The sequence below is a fragment of the Streptomyces sp. NPDC002092 genome (assembly GCF_053593775.1).
The window spans coordinates 13,034-29,979 of record NZ_JBSFDG010000018.1; the positions used below are offsets into that span (position 1 = coordinate 13,034).

13 protein-coding genes and 2 pseudogenes are annotated in these 16,946 nt (G+C 70.7%); 3 read left to right on the forward strand and 12 right to left on the reverse strand.

Annotated features, from left to right (window positions below; translation table 11 throughout):
- Positions 1–24: 24 nt before the first annotated feature.
- From ACWCRD_RS34630 to ACWCRD_RS34655, 6 genes are all read right to left on the reverse strand, one after another.
- Positions 25–621: a DUF5947 family protein gene (locus ACWCRD_RS34630; protein ID WP_450969688.1), complete on the reverse strand. Its 597-nt coding sequence runs from the start codon at positions 619–621 to the stop codon at positions 25–27.
- Entirely contained in the window at positions 618–1,160 is a 543-nt protein-coding gene (locus tag ACWCRD_RS34635) for a NifU family protein (RefSeq protein WP_450969689.1), read from the reverse strand. The genes ACWCRD_RS34630 and ACWCRD_RS34635 overlap by 4 nt, the downstream gene beginning before the upstream one ends.
- On the reverse strand, positions 1,153–2,946 hold the full coding sequence (locus tag ACWCRD_RS34640) for a nickel-dependent hydrogenase large subunit (protein ID WP_450969690.1): 1,794 nt from the start codon (positions 2,944–2,946) through the stop codon (positions 1,153–1,155). Before ACWCRD_RS34640 ends, ACWCRD_RS34635 begins: the two co-directional genes overlap by 8 nt.
- 69 nt (positions 2,947–3,015) lie before the next feature.
- Positions 3,016–4,104, reverse strand: coding sequence for an NADH-quinone oxidoreductase subunit B family protein (locus tag ACWCRD_RS34645; RefSeq protein ID WP_450969691.1), 1,089 nt, complete (start codon positions 4,102–4,104; stop codon positions 3,016–3,018).
- Position 4,105: 1 nt separating this feature from the next.
- On the reverse strand, positions 4,106–5,596 hold the full coding sequence (locus tag ACWCRD_RS34650; protein ID WP_450969692.1) for a hypothetical protein: 1,491 nt from the start codon (positions 5,594–5,596) through the stop codon (positions 4,106–4,108).
- A gap of 873 nt (positions 5,597–6,469) precedes the next feature.
- A complete protein-coding gene (locus ACWCRD_RS34655; RefSeq protein WP_450969693.1) occupies positions 6,470–7,132 on the reverse strand; it encodes a TetR/AcrR family transcriptional regulator in 663 nt (220 codons plus the stop codon).
- Between the two features lie 177 nt (positions 7,133–7,309).
- Here ACWCRD_RS34655 and ACWCRD_RS34660 point away from each other — a divergent pair, with 177 nt between their 5' ends.
- The gene (locus ACWCRD_RS34660) at positions 7,310–8,557 is read left to right on the forward strand and encodes a YncE family protein (protein ID WP_450969694.1); all 1,248 of its coding nucleotides are present in this window, start codon (positions 7,310–7,312) and stop codon (positions 8,555–8,557) included.
- 72 nt (positions 8,558–8,629) lie between these two features.
- Here the strand turns inward: ACWCRD_RS34660 and ACWCRD_RS34665 are convergent, their stop codons facing one another.
- Both ACWCRD_RS34665 and ACWCRD_RS34670 read right to left on the reverse strand, forming a co-directional pair.
- Positions 8,630–10,486, reverse strand: a complete 1,857-nt coding sequence (locus ACWCRD_RS34665; protein ID WP_450969695.1) for a cellulase family glycosylhydrolase — start codon at positions 10,484–10,486, stop codon at positions 8,630–8,632.
- A gap of 94 nt (positions 10,487–10,580) precedes the next feature.
- Positions 10,581–12,554, reverse strand: coding sequence for a GTP-binding protein (locus tag ACWCRD_RS34670; RefSeq protein WP_450969696.1), 1,974 nt, complete (start codon positions 12,552–12,554; stop codon positions 10,581–10,583).
- A gap of 167 nt (positions 12,555–12,721) precedes the next feature.
- Between ACWCRD_RS34670 and ACWCRD_RS34675 the strand changes: the two are divergent.
- Both ACWCRD_RS34675 and ACWCRD_RS34680 read left to right on the forward strand, forming a co-directional pair.
- A pseudogene (locus tag ACWCRD_RS34675) lies at positions 12,722–12,952 on the forward strand (hypothetical protein); the annotation flags it as partial.
- A complete protein-coding gene (locus tag ACWCRD_RS34680; protein ID WP_450969697.1) occupies positions 12,945–14,045 on the forward strand; it encodes an XdhC family protein in 1,101 nt (366 codons plus the stop codon). The pseudogene ACWCRD_RS34675 and the gene ACWCRD_RS34680, both read left to right, overlap by 8 nt.
- 36 nt (positions 14,046–14,081) lie before the next feature.
- On the opposite strand, the gene ACWCRD_RS34685 is transcribed toward ACWCRD_RS34680, so the two are convergent.
- The 4 genes and pseudogenes from ACWCRD_RS34685 to ACWCRD_RS34700 form a co-directional block, all read right to left on the reverse strand.
- The gene (locus ACWCRD_RS34685) at positions 14,082–14,300 is read right to left on the reverse strand and encodes a hypothetical protein (protein WP_450969698.1); all 219 of its coding nucleotides are present in this window, start codon (positions 14,298–14,300) and stop codon (positions 14,082–14,084) included.
- 140 nt (positions 14,301–14,440) lie between these two features.
- Positions 14,441–15,868, reverse strand: a complete 1,428-nt coding sequence (locus ACWCRD_RS34690; protein WP_450969699.1) for an MFS transporter — start codon at positions 15,866–15,868, stop codon at positions 14,441–14,443.
- Between the two features lie 103 nt (positions 15,869–15,971).
- Entirely contained in the window at positions 15,972–16,472 is a 501-nt protein-coding gene (locus ACWCRD_RS34695) for a metallophosphoesterase family protein (protein WP_450969700.1), read from the reverse strand.
- Positions 16,473–16,531: 59 nt separating this feature from the next.
- A pseudogene (locus ACWCRD_RS34700) lies at positions 16,532–16,927 on the reverse strand (SAM-dependent methyltransferase); the annotation flags it as partial.
- Positions 16,928–16,946: the final 19 nt, after the last annotated feature.

Genomic DNA, 16,946 nt, shown 5'->3' on the forward strand with positions numbered 1-16,946 from the left:
CGCCTCCGCGCCGCGGAGTCGTGGTCATGGCCGCTCGGTGAGGGCGTCGAAGAACTGCTCGACGGCGGGCCAGACCCGGCCGCCGCCGGACAGGCCGCGCCATTCCCGGCGTACGACGGCGATCATCCGGTAGCAGTCGTCGACCGGGACGATCCAGTGGTGGTCGAGGCCGTGGACGGTGTTCACGAGCAGTGCCTCCACGTCGGGTTCCAGGGAGGCGAGCTGCGGACAGGCTTCGGTCAGCCGCTGCCAGGCCGCCGCGTCGATCTCCCACCGCATGGCCCCGGCCGGGCTGGGGCCTTCGGCGGTGACCGTGCCGTCGGACCGGGGCACGAAGAACACCAGGCCGACGGGCACGCCCAGAATCTCAGTGTCCACCCGGGGGAGCCTGATCCGCCTGCGGGGAACGAGCCGGTAGTGCCCGTCGCCCGCGCCGCCGTCGGCGAACAGCACCGAGCAGGGGCCGCAGGCGCAGCGCACCTCCCCGGCTGCGGTGTCGTACAGGTGGCGGTGTTCCTCGGGCACCGGTGCGGCGCACAGGTCGCACCGCTCCGTCTCGGCCGCCGGCGTGGCCTCGGCGGCCGAGCGGATGAGGCGGGCGAGCGCGCCGTCCGTGGTCACGGTGTGCCTCGATGGGTGAGCGTGGTCAGCGGTACGAAGGCCGGAGCGGCGGTCTGCACCGGCTCCACCTCCGTCAGCTCCGGGGCTACGGCGAGCACCGCCTCCCGGACGGCGGCGGTGACGTCGCCCGTCCCGCCGCCGCAGCCGGAGCCGCAGCCGCCGCCCGCCGTCAGCCGTACGCGGCCCACCGCACCGTCCACGCCGGCCCACTCCACGTCACCGCCGCGTTCCTGTACGGCGGGCCGCAGCCTCTCGACCGCGCGGGCCGCCCGGCGCTCCATGGGCTCCGGGTGGATCGCGTGCAGTACCAGCAGATGCCCCAACAGCTCGTCGTCGGCGAGGTGTTCGGCGAGCTGCGCGTCCGCGTGGTCCATGACCCGGGCGAGCGCCTCGCCGTAGATCTCGGTCAGCAGCCGTACGGCCTCGACCGCGGAGCGGGTGGCGGGTCCGGGCGTGGACTCGAGCCCTTCCAGGAGCTGGTCGAGCCGGGTCAGCCGGGCCTCGACGGCGGGGTCCGCGAGCCGCTCGGGCTCAGCCATGGTTCGCGCCGTACGTCGGCGAGTGCAGGGTGGTCAGGGTCTTGCCCTTGCCGACGTACATGTGCACACCGCACGGCAGACAGGGGTCGAAGCTGCGGACGGTGCGCATGATGTCGACGCCCTTGAAGTCGTCCGGCCCGTTCTCCTCGAAGATCGGCTGTCCCTGGACGGCGTCCTCGTAGGGGCCGGGGGTGCCGAACTTGTCGCGGGGGCTGGCGTTCCACGGAGTGGGCGGGTACGGGTGGTAGTTGGCGATCTTCTTGTCCTTGATCACCAGGTGGTGGGAGAGGACCCCGCGCACCGCCTCGTGGAAGCCGCAGCCGATGGCCTCGTCCGGCACCTCGAAGTTCTCGAACACCTTGGTGTCGCCGTCCCGCACCAGCCCCATCGCCTCTTCCAGGAACTGCAGGGCCATGGCGGCGGCGTAGGCGACGAAGTAGGGCCGGGCGCGGTCCCGTTCGATGGTGTTGCTCCACTTCGGGATGCGCCACTCCAGGGTCGTCTCCGGCAGCGACTCGCCCTTGGGCAGCGAGATGCGCACGCTGTGGCCGGTGGACTTGATGTACGGGGTGTCGACCAGCCCGCTCAGCGCGGTGGACCAGAGGCGGGCGAGCGGGCCGCCGCCGGTGTCCAGGGCGAGGTGGTCGCCGCTGCGCGCGTCGTACCAGCGCGGGCTCATCACCCAGCTGTACTTGTCGTCGAAGTCGCGCTTCTGCGGCACCGGCACGGTGGTCTGGTTCCACGGGTGGCGCATGTCGACGGGGTTGCCGAGCGGGTCGTGGGTGACGAAGGGCTGCTCGCCCACCCAGTCCTCGTAGTAGGAGCTGCCGAGCATGATCCGCAGTCCGAGGTTGATGTCGACGAGGTTGTTGGTGACCAGTTCACCGTCGACGACGATGCCGGGGGTGACGTACATCGCCTTGCCCCAGGTGTTCATGTTCTCGTAGCGGTAGTCGACGACGTCGGGGTTCTGCCACGCGCCCCAGCAGCCCAGCAGGATGCGGCGGTTGCCGACCTCCTCGTATCCGGGCAGCGCCTCGTAGAAGAAGTCGAAGACGTCGTCGTTCATGGCGACGGCCTTCTTGACGAAGTCGATGACCCGCATGAGCCGGCTGAGGTAGTCGGTGAAGACGGTCGGCTGCGGCAGCGTGCCCACGCCACCGGGGTACAGCGTGGAGGGGTGCACGTGGCGTCCCTCCATCAGGCAGAACATCTCGCGGGTGACCCGGCTGACCTTCAGGGCCTCCTTGTAGACCTCGCCCTCGAAGGGGTTGAAGGCCTTCATGATGTCGGCGATGGTCCGGTAGCCGTGGATGTCCCCGCGGGGGGCGTCGGAGCGTTCGGCGCGGGCCAGCACACCGGGGTTGGTGGCCTTGACCATGGCTTCACAGAAGTCCACGAAGACCAGGTTGTCCTGGAAGATCGTGTGGTCGAACATGTACTCGGCGGCTTCGCCGAGGTTCACGATGTGCTCGGCGAGCCGCGGCGGTTTGACCCCGTAGGCCATCTGCTGGGCGTAGTCGGAGCAGGTGGTGTGGTTGTCGCCGCAGATGCCGCAGATGCGGGAGGTGATGAAACCCGCATCCCGTGGGTCCTTGCCCTTCATGAAGACCGAGTAGCCACGGAACAACGACGACGTGCTGTGGCACTCGACGACTTCCCGGTTGGCGAAGTCGATCTTCGTGTAGATGCCCAGGTTCCCGATGATGCGGGTGATCGGGTCCCAGGACATGTCCACGAGCTGCGGCGGCTTGCGTCCCGTGGGCCGGGCCTCGGTTGTGGTCATCGCTGTTACTGCCCCTTGCTGTCGCTGTTCCGTAGGTCGGTCCGTGGTGGGGGTGTGTGTCGGGCGGGGTCAGGGACGCCAGTGCGGGTCGTAACCGCTGGTCAGCTTCTGCTTGTTGTGGCGCCACCTGGGTTCGTGGTTGACCAGCTCGTTCGTGAAGCCGCGCAGTCGGCGGATGACGGCGCCGTACGGCTTGACGATCATCGAGGAGAGCGTTCCGCCGGGCGGTTCGTCCATGAACGGCATGAACGCGTCGGGGAAGCCGGGCATGGTGCAGCCGATGCAGATGCCGCCGACGTTCGGGCAGCCGCCGATGCCCGCCATCCAGCCGCGCTTGGGCACGTTGCAGTTGACGACCGGACCCCAACAGCCCGTCTTCACCAGGCACTTCGGCGAGTTGTAGTCCTTGCCGAAGTTGCCCTGCTCGTAGTACGAGCCACGGTCGCAGCCCTCGTGGACCGTCTTGCCGAACAGCCACTGCGGGCGCAGCATGTGGTCCAGCGGGGGCGGCGGAGCGGATCCGGCCGCGTGGTAGAGGACCCAGATCAGGGTCTCCATGAAGTTCTCGGGCTGGATGGGGCAGCCGGGGACGTTCACCACCGGCAGGCCGCCCTGGGACCTGAAGTCCCAGCCCAGGTAGTCCGCGAGGCCCATGCAGCCGGTCGGGTTGCCGGCCATGGCGTGGATGCCGCCGAAGGTGGCGCAGGTGCCGGCGGCCACCACCGCCCAGGCCTTGGGGGCGAGTTGGTCGATCCACCAGTTCAGGGTCTGCGGTTCGCCGGTCTCCGGGTCGTTGCCGAAGGACGTCCAGTAGCCGTCGCCCTCGATGATGTTCTGGTTGGGGATCGAACCCTCGATGACGAGGATGAACGGGGCCAGCTCACCGCGTACCGCGGCCCGGTAGGGGGCGAGGAAGTCCTCGCCGCCCAGGCTCGGCGAGAGCACCTTGTTGACCAGGTTCACCTTGGGCAGGCCCGGGATCAGGCCGAGGACCAGGTCCTCGATGGAGGGCTGGTCGGCGGCCGTGAGGGAGACGGTGTCGCCGTCGCAGCTCATGCCCTCGGAGATCCAGAGGATGTGGAGCTCGTCGAAGCCCTGCCGTTCCTCGCCGCGACCGGGTTCGGCGCTGACCTCGGTGGTGCTGCTGTGCGTTGTCATGTCAACGGCCTCCGCTGCGGGGGGTGTCGGAGTCGGTGGGCTGGAGTGGTTCGAGTTCGTCGGGACGGAAGTAGTGGAAACGGCCGTACCAGCTGTGCAGTTCGGCCGCGGGATCGTCGTCGAGGGTGACGGCGAGCTGCACGCTGCCGTCCACGTCGTGGAAGACGGCGGCCACCTCGGCGGTCCGTCCGGCCAGGAACATGTCCTGGGCGTCGGCGCCCCGGCTGCGTGGCCGGAGCCGTACACGGCTGCCGCCACCGAGGGCGACGCCATCGACGAGCACCGTGTCGGTGGACGGGGAGAGTCCGTCGTCGGCGCCCTCCTGCCACCAGGCGGGGCGTTCGGCGCGCGGGGACGAGGGGTTGGCCGGGGCCAGGGAGCGGACGGCGCCGTGCAGCCGTGCGAAGACCTCCGGGGGCATGGTGTCGACCCGGTCGAGGATCGCGGCGGCCCGTGGGTCGGTGGCGCGTGCCTCGCGTTTCTCCTCGTCCGTCAGCAGCATGGTGCGCAGCGTGAGGATCTCGTCGATCTCCGCGGCGTCGTGCAGATCCCCGGGGCTCTCCGGGGCCACCTGCGGATGGTCGGGAAGGATGATCGGCGAGGACAGCAGGACGTGGCCCGGGGCGCCGGCAGGGGAAGTGGAGGGTGCGCCACCGAGGACGGGGAAGGTGAATTCGTTCCGGCAGGTACCTGCCTGTGCACGCAGACCCTCGGGCGGATCGATCAGCGAGACGAACTCGGCCCCGTCACCGCCGATCAGCGTGTGCGCGGCGATGAGCGCGCCACTCAGCGCTTCCTCGCGCGTGGCCCGCGGATCCGGCGCAGGTCCCGTGTTGGTGGTGCACACCCGCAGACGGCAGAGGTTCTCCCCCAACTGCTGAGCGCTGAGGGTGACGTCGGCCCGTACCTCCTCGCGGCGACGCACCACGCGCCCCACGCCCGAGGGCAGTGCCTCGATGTCCCGGCCGGCCGCCGCTCCCGCCGGAACAATGCGTTCGCCCCGGAGGAGGTCGTTCAGCGGGACCGCGATGTCCACTTCGCAGGGCACGGCCTCGTCGAAGGTCAGATGCACCGTGCCGTCTTCGGTGCGCAGCGACTCGACCTCTCGGAGGCGGCCGTGGCCCGTCTCCTCCACCTGCTTGTGCTGCAGCTGGAGGTATCGAAGCCTCACCCGCAGGGTTGCGCCGGGCTGCCGGATCCTCAGCAGCACCTCGGTCCGCTGGTACCAGGAGTCGGCAGAGCCGGACACGTTGGGGACGACCGGGCCGTCCTGCTCCACCCAGGCCCGCGGGAAGAGCACCCCGAACTGCCAGCGGACGCGGTTCTTGGCCGACGACCGGCGGTAGGGGTAGAGCAGGTAGCCCTCATACAGGATCGCGTCGGCGACGGCGCTCAACTGCTCGAAGCCGTGCCGGGACCGGTCGGCCGGCAGGCCCGGGGCGTCCCTCGTGGCGGGGGGCCCCATGCCGCCCTCGACCGAACCCTGCGACATCGCGCCTCCTCGTCACCGCGTGCACGCCCATGTCTTCCACCACGGTCACACCGTCCACGCACCCTCGCCTCCTCCGGCGCATCATCACTGAGCCGTTCGGGGGGTCACTCGGCGTGGTCGGGCGGCCCCCGGCACAGGAGATGGGAGTGTCGTCGACCGCTCGGCGGCAGAAGTCGTCACAGATCCGACGGGGCGCCGCGCCGCGGGCCGGCGGGAGCGGCACGCCGTGGACCGGCGGGAACGCCACTCCATGGCCCGGCGGGTCGCACCGCGCCGCGGGCCGACGAAGGCGCCGTGCCGTGGGCGGGCAGGAACGCCACGCCATGGTCCTGCATGAGCGCCACGACGCGGCCCGGTGAAGACACCACGCCGTGGACCGGCGGGAAAGCCACCCCATGGCCCGGCAGGTCGCACCGCGCCGTGGGCCGACGAAGGCGCCGCGCCGTGGGTCTGCGGGAGCGACACGCCATGGCCCGGCAGGCGCACCGCCGTGAGCCCGGCGAAGACACCACGCCGCGGTCCTGCGAACACGCCGTCAGCCGGCGGGAACGCCACACCATGGCCCGGCAGGAGCGTCGCGCCACGGTCAGGCGAAGGCAACACGCCGTGGACCGGCGGGAAAGCCACATTACGGCCCGGCAGGTCGTACAGCGCGGGTCGGCGAAGGCGCCGCGCCGTGGGTCTGCGGGAGCGCCACGCCATGGCTCTGCCCGGCCCCGTGCCAAGTTCCAACGGCGCGGCGCTGTACCGCCGTTGGTGGCTGCGCCTCCGGGGCCGCCGCGCCAGAAGCGCCACACCCTAGCCCGACAGGCGCACCGCGCCCCGGCCCCGTGAAGACACCACGCCCCGCTCCGGCGGGAGCGTCGCGTCGTTTCAGCCCGTCGGAGTCGCCCACCCCGGCGGGCGCAGAATCGCCAGCAGTTGGTGGACCAGTTCGTCCACCACTTCGTCGAGCGTGGCGTTGACCCAGCCGGCGCTCCAGTCGTGCAGCAGCCCGTTGACGCTGCCGATGAACGCCGTCGCCGCGATGCGGTAGTCGCGGGGCGCGGCCTCTCCGCGGGCTGCGGCACTGTCCGCCTCGGCGCAGATGAGGTCCACCCAGCGGGAGCGGCGGGCCAGGCGCTGTTCCTCCAGGCGTGCGCTGACGCCGATGATCTCGACGAAGGTGATCCTGATCCGGCGTGGATCGCCGGTGACGTTCCCCGCGTAGGCCCGGAAGATGGCGGTGACGCGCTCGGCGAGCGGGAGCCCCTGGGCCTCGGCGAACGCGTTCAGGACGGCCTCCTCGGCCCAGTCGTTGACCTGGAGGTGCAGCGCGGCCAGCACATCCTCGAGGGTGCGGAACTCCTCGTAGAACTGGCGGGTGGACAGGCCCGCGGCCTCGCTGAGGGCCGCGACCGTGGTGGCGCGGTAGCCGGGGTCGCCGCCGAAGAGTTCGAGGGCGGCGTCCAGGAATCTCCTGCGCCGCTCGGCCTGCCGTTCCTCGGCGGTCTTGCCGCCGTACCGTCCGGTCGGCGCCTTGAGCCTTCCCGCCACTGAGCCTCCCTTGTCGCCCGCCGCGCCAATTTTGTCGTGTACGCAGTCTTGTGGAGAAGGGCACCTCTTCCTTACTTTCCAGTAAGTAAGAATCTGAACGCGCCTGTTTTCAGATTCGACCTTTTGTTGCCTTTGGCATGCCCTCATCACACCCCGTCCGCAGAGGAGAGAGCACTCATGCCTGCCTTCAGATCCAGGCACATCTGCTCCGTAGCCGCCGCCCTCGTCCTGACCGTCGCCGCACCCGCGACCGCCGCCACCGCGGACTCGTCCGCAGCGCTGCGCGAGGTGCTGTTCGTGGGCAACAACTGGGACGGCACCGCCACCGTCCTGAAGTCGTCAGGCGACTTCGCCAAGGTCGGGGAGATCAACGTCGTTCCCGACAAGGCGCAGCGCATCGCGGAGATCAACGCCGACCCCATCAAGTGGATCTACTACACGGCCATCCGCAACCAGGTCGGCCAGGGCCACGACCAATTCGTCGACGACATGTACTCCACGCCGGACGGCACCTCCGTGGTCGTCTCCCGGCCCAGCTTCGCCGACGTCGTCTCCATCGACCTGGCCACCGACAAGATCAACTGGCGTTTCCCGGTGGCCGGTTACCGTGCCGACCACATGGCCGTCTCCCCCGACGGCACCAAGGTCGCGGTCTCCGCGTCCACCGCCGACAAGGTGCAGGTGCTGGACATCAACACCGGCAAGGAACTGGGCGAGTTCGCCACCGGTGACAAGCCGCACGAGAACGTCTTCACCAACGGCGGCAAGTACATCTGGAACATGTCGATCGGCGAGGTCACCACCTCCCTCGACGACCCGTCGGCGGACTGGACCAAGGGCGACCGTCACATCACCGTCGTCGACGCCACCACCTTCAAGACGATCAAGACCATCGACATGCGCGACCGGCTGGACGCGATCGGTCTGAAGGACTTCTCCGATGCGGTGCGGCCCGCCGCCTTCACCCCCGACTGGTCGAAGATGTACTTCCAGGTGTCGTTCTTCAACGGCTTCCTGGAGTACGACATCGCCGCCGACAAGATCACCCGGGTGAAGACGCTGCCGGCGAACCCGGCGACCAACCCCGACCGCACCACCTGGCTGCTGGACTCGCGCCACCACGGCATCTCGATGAGCCCCGACGGCAGCAAGCTGTGCGTCGCCGGGACGATGGACAACTACGCCACCGTCGTCGACCGGGCCACCCTCCAGGAGGGCCCGCTGGTCACGGCGTCCACCCCGTACTGGGCCACGGTCAGCGGAGACGGCAAGGACTGCATCATCTCCGAGAGCGGCGCCGACCAGGTCACGGCGATCGACTTCGCCACCGGCCAGAAGGTCACGTCCGTGCCGGTCGGGGACCATCCGCAGCGGGTACGGCTCGGCCATGTGCAGGCCGGCTGGACGGGTCCGTCCGCGAACTGATCCCCCCTCACCGACGGCGCCGGACGATGGAGTCCGGCGCCGTCGGCCTGTCGGCCCGCCCGAGCCCTCGGCTCAGAAGTGCGCCGCCGCCCAGGTCGCCAGCTCGGCCTTGGCCGCGCTGAGCAGGTTCGCCGATGGTGCCGTTGCCCCGTTGGTCACCAGCGCGTAGTGCAGGACGCCGGAGTCCGAGTCGGTGAGCAGGAGGCGCCGGCTGCCCGTGCCGCCCGGTTCGGGAGCCGCCGCGACCGGTGTCGAGGTCGTGTACGCCGACGGGCCGTAGACCGCGCCGAGGTCGGAGACGACGGTGGTCGTCGCGGTCGGGAACGAGGCGGGCAGGTGCAGTTCGGTGGGTGCCGTGCCGCTGCCCGACTTCCACACGAGCAGCCCGTACTGGCCGGAGCCGACCAGCTGGGACACGTTCGGCAGTGAACTCGGCACCGGATTCCAGGTCAGGGTCGTGGAACCGTCGCGTGAGCGGTCCTCGTAGGTGAAGGCGAGCGTCGTGCCGGCCGTGGCACTCGGGTAGACGCGGTCGAGGAGCCGGGCGTCCTGACGGAGTGTCACCGTGCCCGAGTCGTCCAGTTTCACAGCGGAGAGGTCCTCGTCGTTCCAGGCGTCACCCGACGTCTGGACCTTGTCGGGGTTGTCGTTCATCAGCTCGTGGTGGCGGCCGTTGTAGATGTCCCACTGCCACTGGTTGCCGGAGAGGACCGGGCCGGACGAGGCCGGGCTCGACCACCAGCTGGAGCCCGGCAGCCGGGAGTCGAGGGCCTGGTACATCGCCTTGTCGACCGTGGGGGCCTTGCCCGCCACCGATCCCGACAGCGGATGGCCGAACTCGCTGACCACGGCGGCCGTCCCCGCGCCCGACGCCCGGTCGCGGATCGTGCCGAAGTCCGTCGCGTACTGCCCGTCGGACGCGTTTCCCCACATCAGGACCCCTGAGATGGCCTTCTGGTCGTAGAAGTGGGTGTTGAAGACATAGCGCGGGCCGAGCGTGCCGGCGTCCAGCAGCCCGCCCTCCTGCTTCTGGGAGTCGATGTTGGCGTTCCAGAAGAGGTTCGGTTCGACGAAGGCGGGTTTGGCCTGCCAGCCGGCCGCGTCCATCCGGGCCCGGAACTTCTGGTAGAAGGGCCACAGCAGGTTCTGCTCCCAGCTGCGGCTGGTCTGGCCCGAGTCGTAGCTGCCGGCGAACGGCTCGTTGTACGGGTCGAAGCCGACGACGCCCGCGAACTCCGCGTCACTCAGATGCTGTCCGACGTACGCCATGGTCTTCTGCGCGGTGGCGAGGAAGGCGTCCTGCAGGCCGTGGTTGTTGTGCCAGAAGTCGTACTGCGCCTTGGTCACGGCCTGGTTCTGGGTGATGTTCTGGCCCCAGAAGAGGCAGATTCCGCACGACTCCTGCGGATAACCGCCCAGTGCCACGGCCCACTTGGGTGCGCCGTCGCCCGTGTACCAGCTGCCCGAGTTGAAGAGGTGGCGGGAGTAGAGATCCTGGTGGAAGTCGGGGTACACGCGGATGCCGGCGTCGAGGAAGGCCTGCATCTGCGCGGTGACGGCGGCCAGGTAGGCGGTGTCGACCGTGCCACGGGTGGGTTCGGCGCGCGCCCAGGACAGCAGGAAGCGGACCGAGTTGCCGCCGCCGAGGGCGCGCAGCGCGGTCGCGGACTTCTTCGCGTCGGCGACCGAGGCGAAGGGCAGACCGCTGTTCTCCTCCAGCTTGGTCTCGCCCGAGACGTTGTAGCCGCGCAGCACGACCTCGCGGCCGTTGCCGTCGACGAATCTGCCGTTCTGCACCGTCAGGGGCGATTCGTCGAACCAGAGGGAGTCGGGAAGGGTCGCGGCGGTGGCGGAGGGTGCGCCCGCCACCGTCAGAGATCCGAAGAGGACAACCAGCACAAGGAGCAGACGTGTCCGGATATTCGGCATGTCCACTACAGTCCGGCGATTTCCGGACACCGTCAATACTTCTGACTCTTGAGTAAGTTTCAGGATTTTCGAAGAGCGTTCGTTCTCAGCCACCTCAACCCGTCACGCGACGCGTCACGTTCAACAGGTACTCCTTGCGGTTGAGGGGGTTGTGGTCGGTGCGCGGACGTTCGGGAACCGTTCCGTAAGTGATCGGTGCGTAGTGGTCGAAAGCGCTCTCCAACTCGCCCTCGCCCCGGGTGAGTCCGGGCAGCCGCTGCCCCAGTTCGTGCACCCGGCCGGCCGGGACGGCCCCCTCCAGAACGCAGGCGGCGCCCTGCGTCCGGGTCGTCTGCGGCACGGCACGCAGGACGGCCAGCACCGGCAGCAGGGCGCCGAGGGTGTCGGCCGGGGCTTCGAGGCGGAAGCGGTGCATCGGCTCGTGGACCCGGGTACCCGCCCGGCGCAGTGCCTCGATGAGGACCAGCGGGGTCAGGCCGCGGAAGTCGTAGCCGGTGCTGGACATGCTCTTGTCGAAGCCCTGGTGGGCGTGGCTCTGCCGGGGCGAGTAACCGGAGTGGGTCATGGTGACCGTGCAGTCGGTGACCTGCCAGCCGTGCAGACCCTGGCCCAGGGTTTCGCGGACGGTGTCCTCGACTGCCTTGAAGAAGGCGTACGGCATGGCGCCGAGCTCCACCTCCAGGCCGAACCGCACGCCCGAGCCGACCGGTGCGGGGTCGACGCGCAGTCCGACGGTGGCCAGGAACGGGTTCGGGTCCTTCTTGTTGAACTCGACCGCCGCTCCCGGCCCGGACGGCCGCTCGATGCAGATGACCGTGGTCTCCCGGAAGGTGACGTCGAGCCCGAACTCCTCGGCGAGCGTGGCCTGGACGACCTCCTTCTGGACCTCGCCGTAGAGGGACACGGAGGTCTCCTGGCGCACCTCGTCGTGGCGCAGGTCGATCAGCGGGTCCTGTTCGGCGAGCTGGGTGAGCGCGAGGTGGAGCTTGCGGGTGTCCACGCCCGGGCCCGGGACGACCACCGTCTCCAGCGTGGGCGGGGCGAAGAAGTGCTCGTGGACCTTGCGGGGTTCGCCGAGCGCGTCGCCGATCCTGATGTCGGTCAGGCCCCACAGCCTGGCGATCCGTCCGGCGGGGACGGCGTCCGCCCGGACGTCGGTGCCGTGGTCGAAGACGCTGATCGCGGTGACTCTTCCCTCGGTGCGCGTCTCGCCGAAGGGGATCCGGTCGCGGGTGCGCAGGGTGCCGGAGAACATGCGCGCGTACGCCACCTTCTCCCCTGCCGGGCCTCGCTCGACCTTGAAGACGGTGCCCGAGACCGGCCCGTCGGGGTCGCCGTCGGACGGGGGCAGGAGCTCTTTGATGCTTGCGACCAGGGCGTTCACGCCTGAGCCGGTGATGGCTGAACCGAAGTGGACGGGGTGGACGAGGGCCTGGCGGGTCTGGGTGGTGAGGGCTGCACGGAGGGTGGCATGCGACATATCACCGCCCTCCACCCAGGCGGCGAGCAGCTCGTCGTCATGGTCCGCCAGGACGTCGAGCGCCGCCTCAGGGAGTCCCGGCACGAACCGGGCAGCGGGCGTGCCGAGTCCGCCGACCGTCCCCGTCGGCACGACCGCCGGGGTGAGCCGCTCGCGGATCTCCCGCAGTACGCCGTCGTACCGCGCCCCGCGGCGGTCGGTCTTGTTGACGAACAGGAGGGTGGGGATGCGCAGCCGCTGCAGCGTCCGCATCAGGACGCGCGTCTGCGCCTGGACGCCCTCGACGGCCGAGACGACGAGGACCGCGCCGTCGAGCACTCCGAGCACCCGCTCCACCTCGGCGATGAAGTCCGGGTGGCCGGGGGTGTCGATGAGGTTGACCGTCACGTCGTCGATCGCGAACGAGACGACGGCGGACTTGATGGTGATGCCGCGCTGCCGCTCCAGCGCGAGGGTGTCGGTGCGGGTGTTCCCGTCGTCGACACGGCCGGGCTCGTCGATCACTCCGACCGAGTGCAGCAGCCGCTCGGTCAGGCTGGTCTTACCTGCGTCGACGTGCGCGAGGATGCCAAGGTTGAGCAAGTGCACGAAGCGTCATGTCCTTCGAAGAGTGGGTCATTCCTTCCTGGGCGGACATGAACGGTGCTCGCATTGCTTCTCCTGGACGGTGCGGTGACACAACCCATGAAGTGCATCAGAACCGGCGTCACGGCGGCAACGGATTAATGCTCACCCAATGACTGCTGCGCGAGTTCCTGTCCGACGGGTGGGAGCGTGGCGACCCCGGGCTGCTCGGCGCCCGGATGCGGCGTCCGCACCGGGTGATCCGGGCCGATCCGCGCAAGGCGCGCCCCGGCTGCGCACCTGTGGCCGTCTGGATGGCGGCGGCGCTGCCGAGCGTGGACGCTTTCGTCGAGGGGCACAGTCCGGCGGCGGCGGTGCGGGGGGACTGCCCGGCGCCCGTGGAAGGAGCGGATCGTGCGTGAGATTCTCCCGACGCTGAGCGAGTGGTACGCGGCCCGGGTCCCGTTCGGACTTGCGACCGTGGTCGCCGTGAGCCGCAGCGCACCGCGTGATCCCGGTGCGGCCATGGCCGTGGGGCCCGGCGACGAGGTCGTGGGCAGCGTGTCCGGGGGCTGCGTGGAGGGCGCGGTGTTCGAGCTCGCCCGCGAGGTCGTCGAGACCGGCGAGGCCCGCCTGGAGACCTTCGGCTACAGCGACGAGGACGCGTTCGCGGTCGGGCTCACCTGCGGCGGTGAGATCACGCTGCTGGTGCGGCCCGTCACGCACGAGACCGACCCGGGGTTCGCCGCGGTCGCGCGATCCGTGGCCGAGGGCCGCCCGGTGACCGTGGCGACGGTGACGGACGGGCCGGCGACGATCGGGGCCACCCTCGCCGTCTGGCCCGACCAGGTGTCCGGCACGCTGGGTCCGACCGGCCTGGATGTCGCCGTCACGGCCGACGCGCGTGGCGAACTCGCCCTGGGAGCCACCGGGTTGCGCCACTACGGCCCGCACGGCGAGCGCCGCGAGGACGCGGTCACCGTCTTCCTGCACTCCTTCGCCCCGCCGCCGCGCATGCTGGTCTTCGGCGCCATCGACTACGCGGCCGCGGTCGCCCGCATCGGCAGCTTCCTCGGCTACCGGGTCACCGTGTGCGACGCCCGCCCGGTGTTCGCCACGCCCAAACGCTTCCCGGACGCCGTCGAGGTGATCGCCGACTGGCCGCACCGCCATCTGCGGGGCACCGAGACCGACGAACGCACGGTGATCTGCGTCCTCACCCACGACCCCAAGTTCGACGTGCCGCTGCTGGAGGAGGCACTGCGCCGGCCGGCCGCCTACATCGGGGCGATGGGGAGCCGCCGCACCCACGACGACCGCATGAAACGCCTGCTCGACGCCGGGCTCACCCAGAGCGAACTGTCCCGGCTGCGCTCGCCCGTCGGCCTCGACCTCGGCGCCCGTACACCCGAGGAGGTCGCCGTGTCCGTCGCCGCCGAGATCGTCGCGCTGCGCTGGGGCGGCAGCGGCGCCCCGCTGACGGCTACCGGAGGGGCCATCCATCCGTCGGCGTAACGCCCGTTGGAGGAAGTCCTGGAGTTCACCACGAGTTCACTTCGGGGCCGGGCCGCCGGTGGGGTCGGCGACCTGCAGGGCGGGCACCTGGCCGGCCCAGTGCGCGTGACGCGGCAGACGTACGGACAGCTCGTCGCCGAGCCGGAAGGCGGCGTTGTCCATGCCGGACTGCGGCACCGGGACGACCGGCAGCTGGGCCCACTGCGGGAACTGGGCAACGAGCAGACGACGTACGAGAGCTGCGTCGATCAGCACGCCGTCCATCTCAGCGGAGCGGCGGCTGGACTTCGATCGGATTTCGGGGCGTGGGGCGCCGCCGGAGGGGTAGGCGGCGCCCGATGGGGCCTGCACGCTCCCGCGACACAGCACCGCTGCTTCCACGAACGCCGCTCACGTCACCTCTCGCCGCCCGGAAGCAGGGCGCCCGGCAGCACCAGCAGGGCGAGCACCGCGGCCGCCGCGTAGAGGCCCGCTGCCCCGAGGGCGACGGCGTGGAAGCCCCGTACGAAACGTGTCTCGTCACCGGGCTGTCCGGCGACCGCGCCCGCCACCGCGATGCCTATGGCACCGCCGGTCTGGCGTGCGGTGTTGTTCATCGCCGAGGCCAGTCCCGACCGTTCGGCCGGGACGGCCGCGATGGCCGCGGCGACGACCGCGGGGGTCAGCAAGCCCATGCCGATGCCCCACAGCAGGAACGCGGGCAGCAGGACGAGGTACGTGGAGTGCGGTGCGGCCAGGGCGAGGAGGGCGAGCCCGGCCGTGGCGACGAGCAGACCGGCGGCGGCCGGAAGTCGCGCCCCGATCCGGCTGGTGATGCGCCCGCCGAACGGGGCGATGACGGCGAGCGGGGCGAACAGCGGTATCACGGCGGCGCCCGCGAGCAGTGCGGAGCGGTCCTGGACCGACTGCAGGAACAGCATCAGCACGAACAGCGTGCCGAGCGTGCCCATGTTCATGATCCCGGCCACCACGTTGGCCGCGTCGAAGGCGGGTCGCCGCAGCAGCGGAACGGGCAGCATCGCCTCGTCCCCGCGGCGCAGTTCGACCACGGCCAGTGCCGGCACGGCGAGGACGGCGAGCGCCGCGGCCGCAAGCACCTGCGGGGCACCGGCGCCGGCGCGTCCGCCCTCGATGAAGGCGTACGTGGTCGCCAGGAGCAGCAGACTGGCGAGCAGCAGTCCCGGCACGTCCAGACGCCGGGCCTGCTCTTCCCTGCTCTCCCGCACGATCGCGGCGGACCACACGAGGGCGACCAGCACGATCGGCACGTTCAGCAGGAAGATCGCCCGCCAGCCGAGGGCTTCGGTGAGGGCGCCGCCGAGCAAGGGGCCTGCGGGCAGCGCCAGGCTGCCTGTGCCGGCCCAGACGCCGATGGCCCGGGCGCGTGCCGCGTCGTCGGGGAAGGCGCGGCTGATGATGGCCAGCGTGCCCGGCAGCAGCAGCGCCGCACCCACGCCCTGGACCACCCGGGCGGCGACCAGGACGGGGACACCGGGGGCGAGTCCGCAGGCCAGCGAGCCGGCGCCGAAGACGACGAGTCCGGCGAGGACCACGCGCCGGTGTCCGTACAGGTCCCCGGCCGTGCCGCTGGTGAGCATGAGGGCGGCGAGCGCCAGCGCATAGCCGTCCACCACCCACTGCAGGCCGCCGATGTCGGTGCCCAGGCCCGAACCGATGCGGGGCAGTGCCACGTTGACGATGGTCACGTCGAGCAGCACCAGGAAGTACCCGGTGCACATGACGAACAGGACGGTCCGCGGCGAGCCCTCGTGCCGTGCGGGGCTCACCGCGCGCCGCAGAAGCGTTGCCGGTGATCCAATCATGGTTCCTTGGTAACAGGAGGGTCTGACAACGCCGCCGGATGCCGGATGCGCACGTACGGCCGCCGCTGCCGGGTGCCCCGCCCCGCTGTCCCGAAACCGGTGGCTATCTCGGGGGCAGGCGGTGCAGCTGCACGTCGGTGAGGAGGCCGTCGGCCACGGAGGCGGTCATGTACGTGCAGTGGGGCTGGCGGCGCCGGTCGGTCGGGGAGCCGGGGTTGAGCAGGCGCAGCCCGCCGGGGGCCGTCGTGTCCCAGGGGATGTGGCTGTGCCCGAAGACCAGCACGTCGACGTCGGGGAACCGGGCGGCACAGCGCGCCTCCCGGCCCTGTGCCGGGCCCGTCTCGTGCACGACCGCGAAACGCACTCCGCCGAGCTCGGCGTACGCCACTTCGGGCAGCCGGGCGCGCAGCTCCGGTCCGTCGTTGTTGCCGTACACGCCGACGACCCTGCGGCAGCGGGCCTCCAGCAGGTCGAGGGTGGCGGTGTCGACCCAGTCCCCGGCGTGGAACACGACGTCGGCGCGCGGGAGTTCGGCCAGCAGCGGCTCGGGCAGTTGCTTGGCGCGTTGGGGGAGGTGGGTGTCGGTCGTCAGCAGAAGGCGCACGTGCTCAGCCTAGAGACGGCGTCGGCGCCGCGGGGTGAGCGGTCCGCCCGGTGCGTCGCTCAGGGTTTGCGGCCGACACCGCACCACATCGGAAGGCCCGGCGCCGGGCCGTCTCCGGGGCCGGGGCGCCATTCGGGGAGTTCGACGACACCCGGGGCGAGCAGGTCCGTTCCGGCGAAGAAGCGGGTGACCTCGGCGTGGATGCGAGGTGTCGCGCCGGCGTGGTCGGCGGCCCGTTCGTTGTACACGCGCATCGACGCGGCGACCGCCTCGGCGCCGATGTCCGCGGCGGGGTGGAAGAGGACGAGGTGGCTGAGGATGCGGTGCAGGTCGCGCAGGTCGGCCTCCAGGAAGTCGGTCGCTCCTTCCGGGGAGCCGACGAGCAGCGCCCGGGCGTGGACCAGGACGACGGGGTCGTGGTCGACGTAGAGCACGCGGGCGCCGGGGTCGGGCCGTGCGGATGCCGTTGGCCCG

Excerpts from the sequence above, each read along its gene's own strand:
- ACWCRD_RS34635 (WP_450969689.1), bottom strand. The coding sequence starts at position 1,160 with ATGGCTGAGCCCGAGCGGCTCGCGGACCCCGCCGTCGAGGCCCGGCTG.
- ACWCRD_RS34640 (WP_450969690.1), bottom strand. The coding sequence starts at position 2,946 with ATGACCACAACCGAGGCCCGGCCCACGGGACGCAAGCCGCCGCAGCTC.
- ACWCRD_RS34645 (WP_450969691.1), bottom strand. The coding sequence starts at position 4,104 with ATGACAACGCACAGCAGCACCACCGAGGTCAGCGCCGAACCCGGTCGC.
- ACWCRD_RS34650 (WP_450969692.1), bottom strand. The coding sequence starts at position 5,596 with ATGTCGCAGGGTTCGGTCGAGGGCGGCATGGGGCCCCCCGCCACGAGG.
- ACWCRD_RS34660 (WP_450969694.1), top strand. The coding sequence starts at position 7,310 with ATGCCTGCCTTCAGATCCAGGCACATCTGCTCCGTAGCCGCCGCCCTC.
- ACWCRD_RS34665 (WP_450969695.1), bottom strand. The coding sequence starts at position 10,486 with ATGCCGAATATCCGGACACGTCTGCTCCTTGTGCTGGTTGTCCTCTTC.
- ACWCRD_RS34690 (WP_450969699.1), bottom strand. The coding sequence starts at position 15,868 with ATGATTGGATCACCGGCAACGCTTCTGCGGCGCGCGGTGAGCCCCGCA.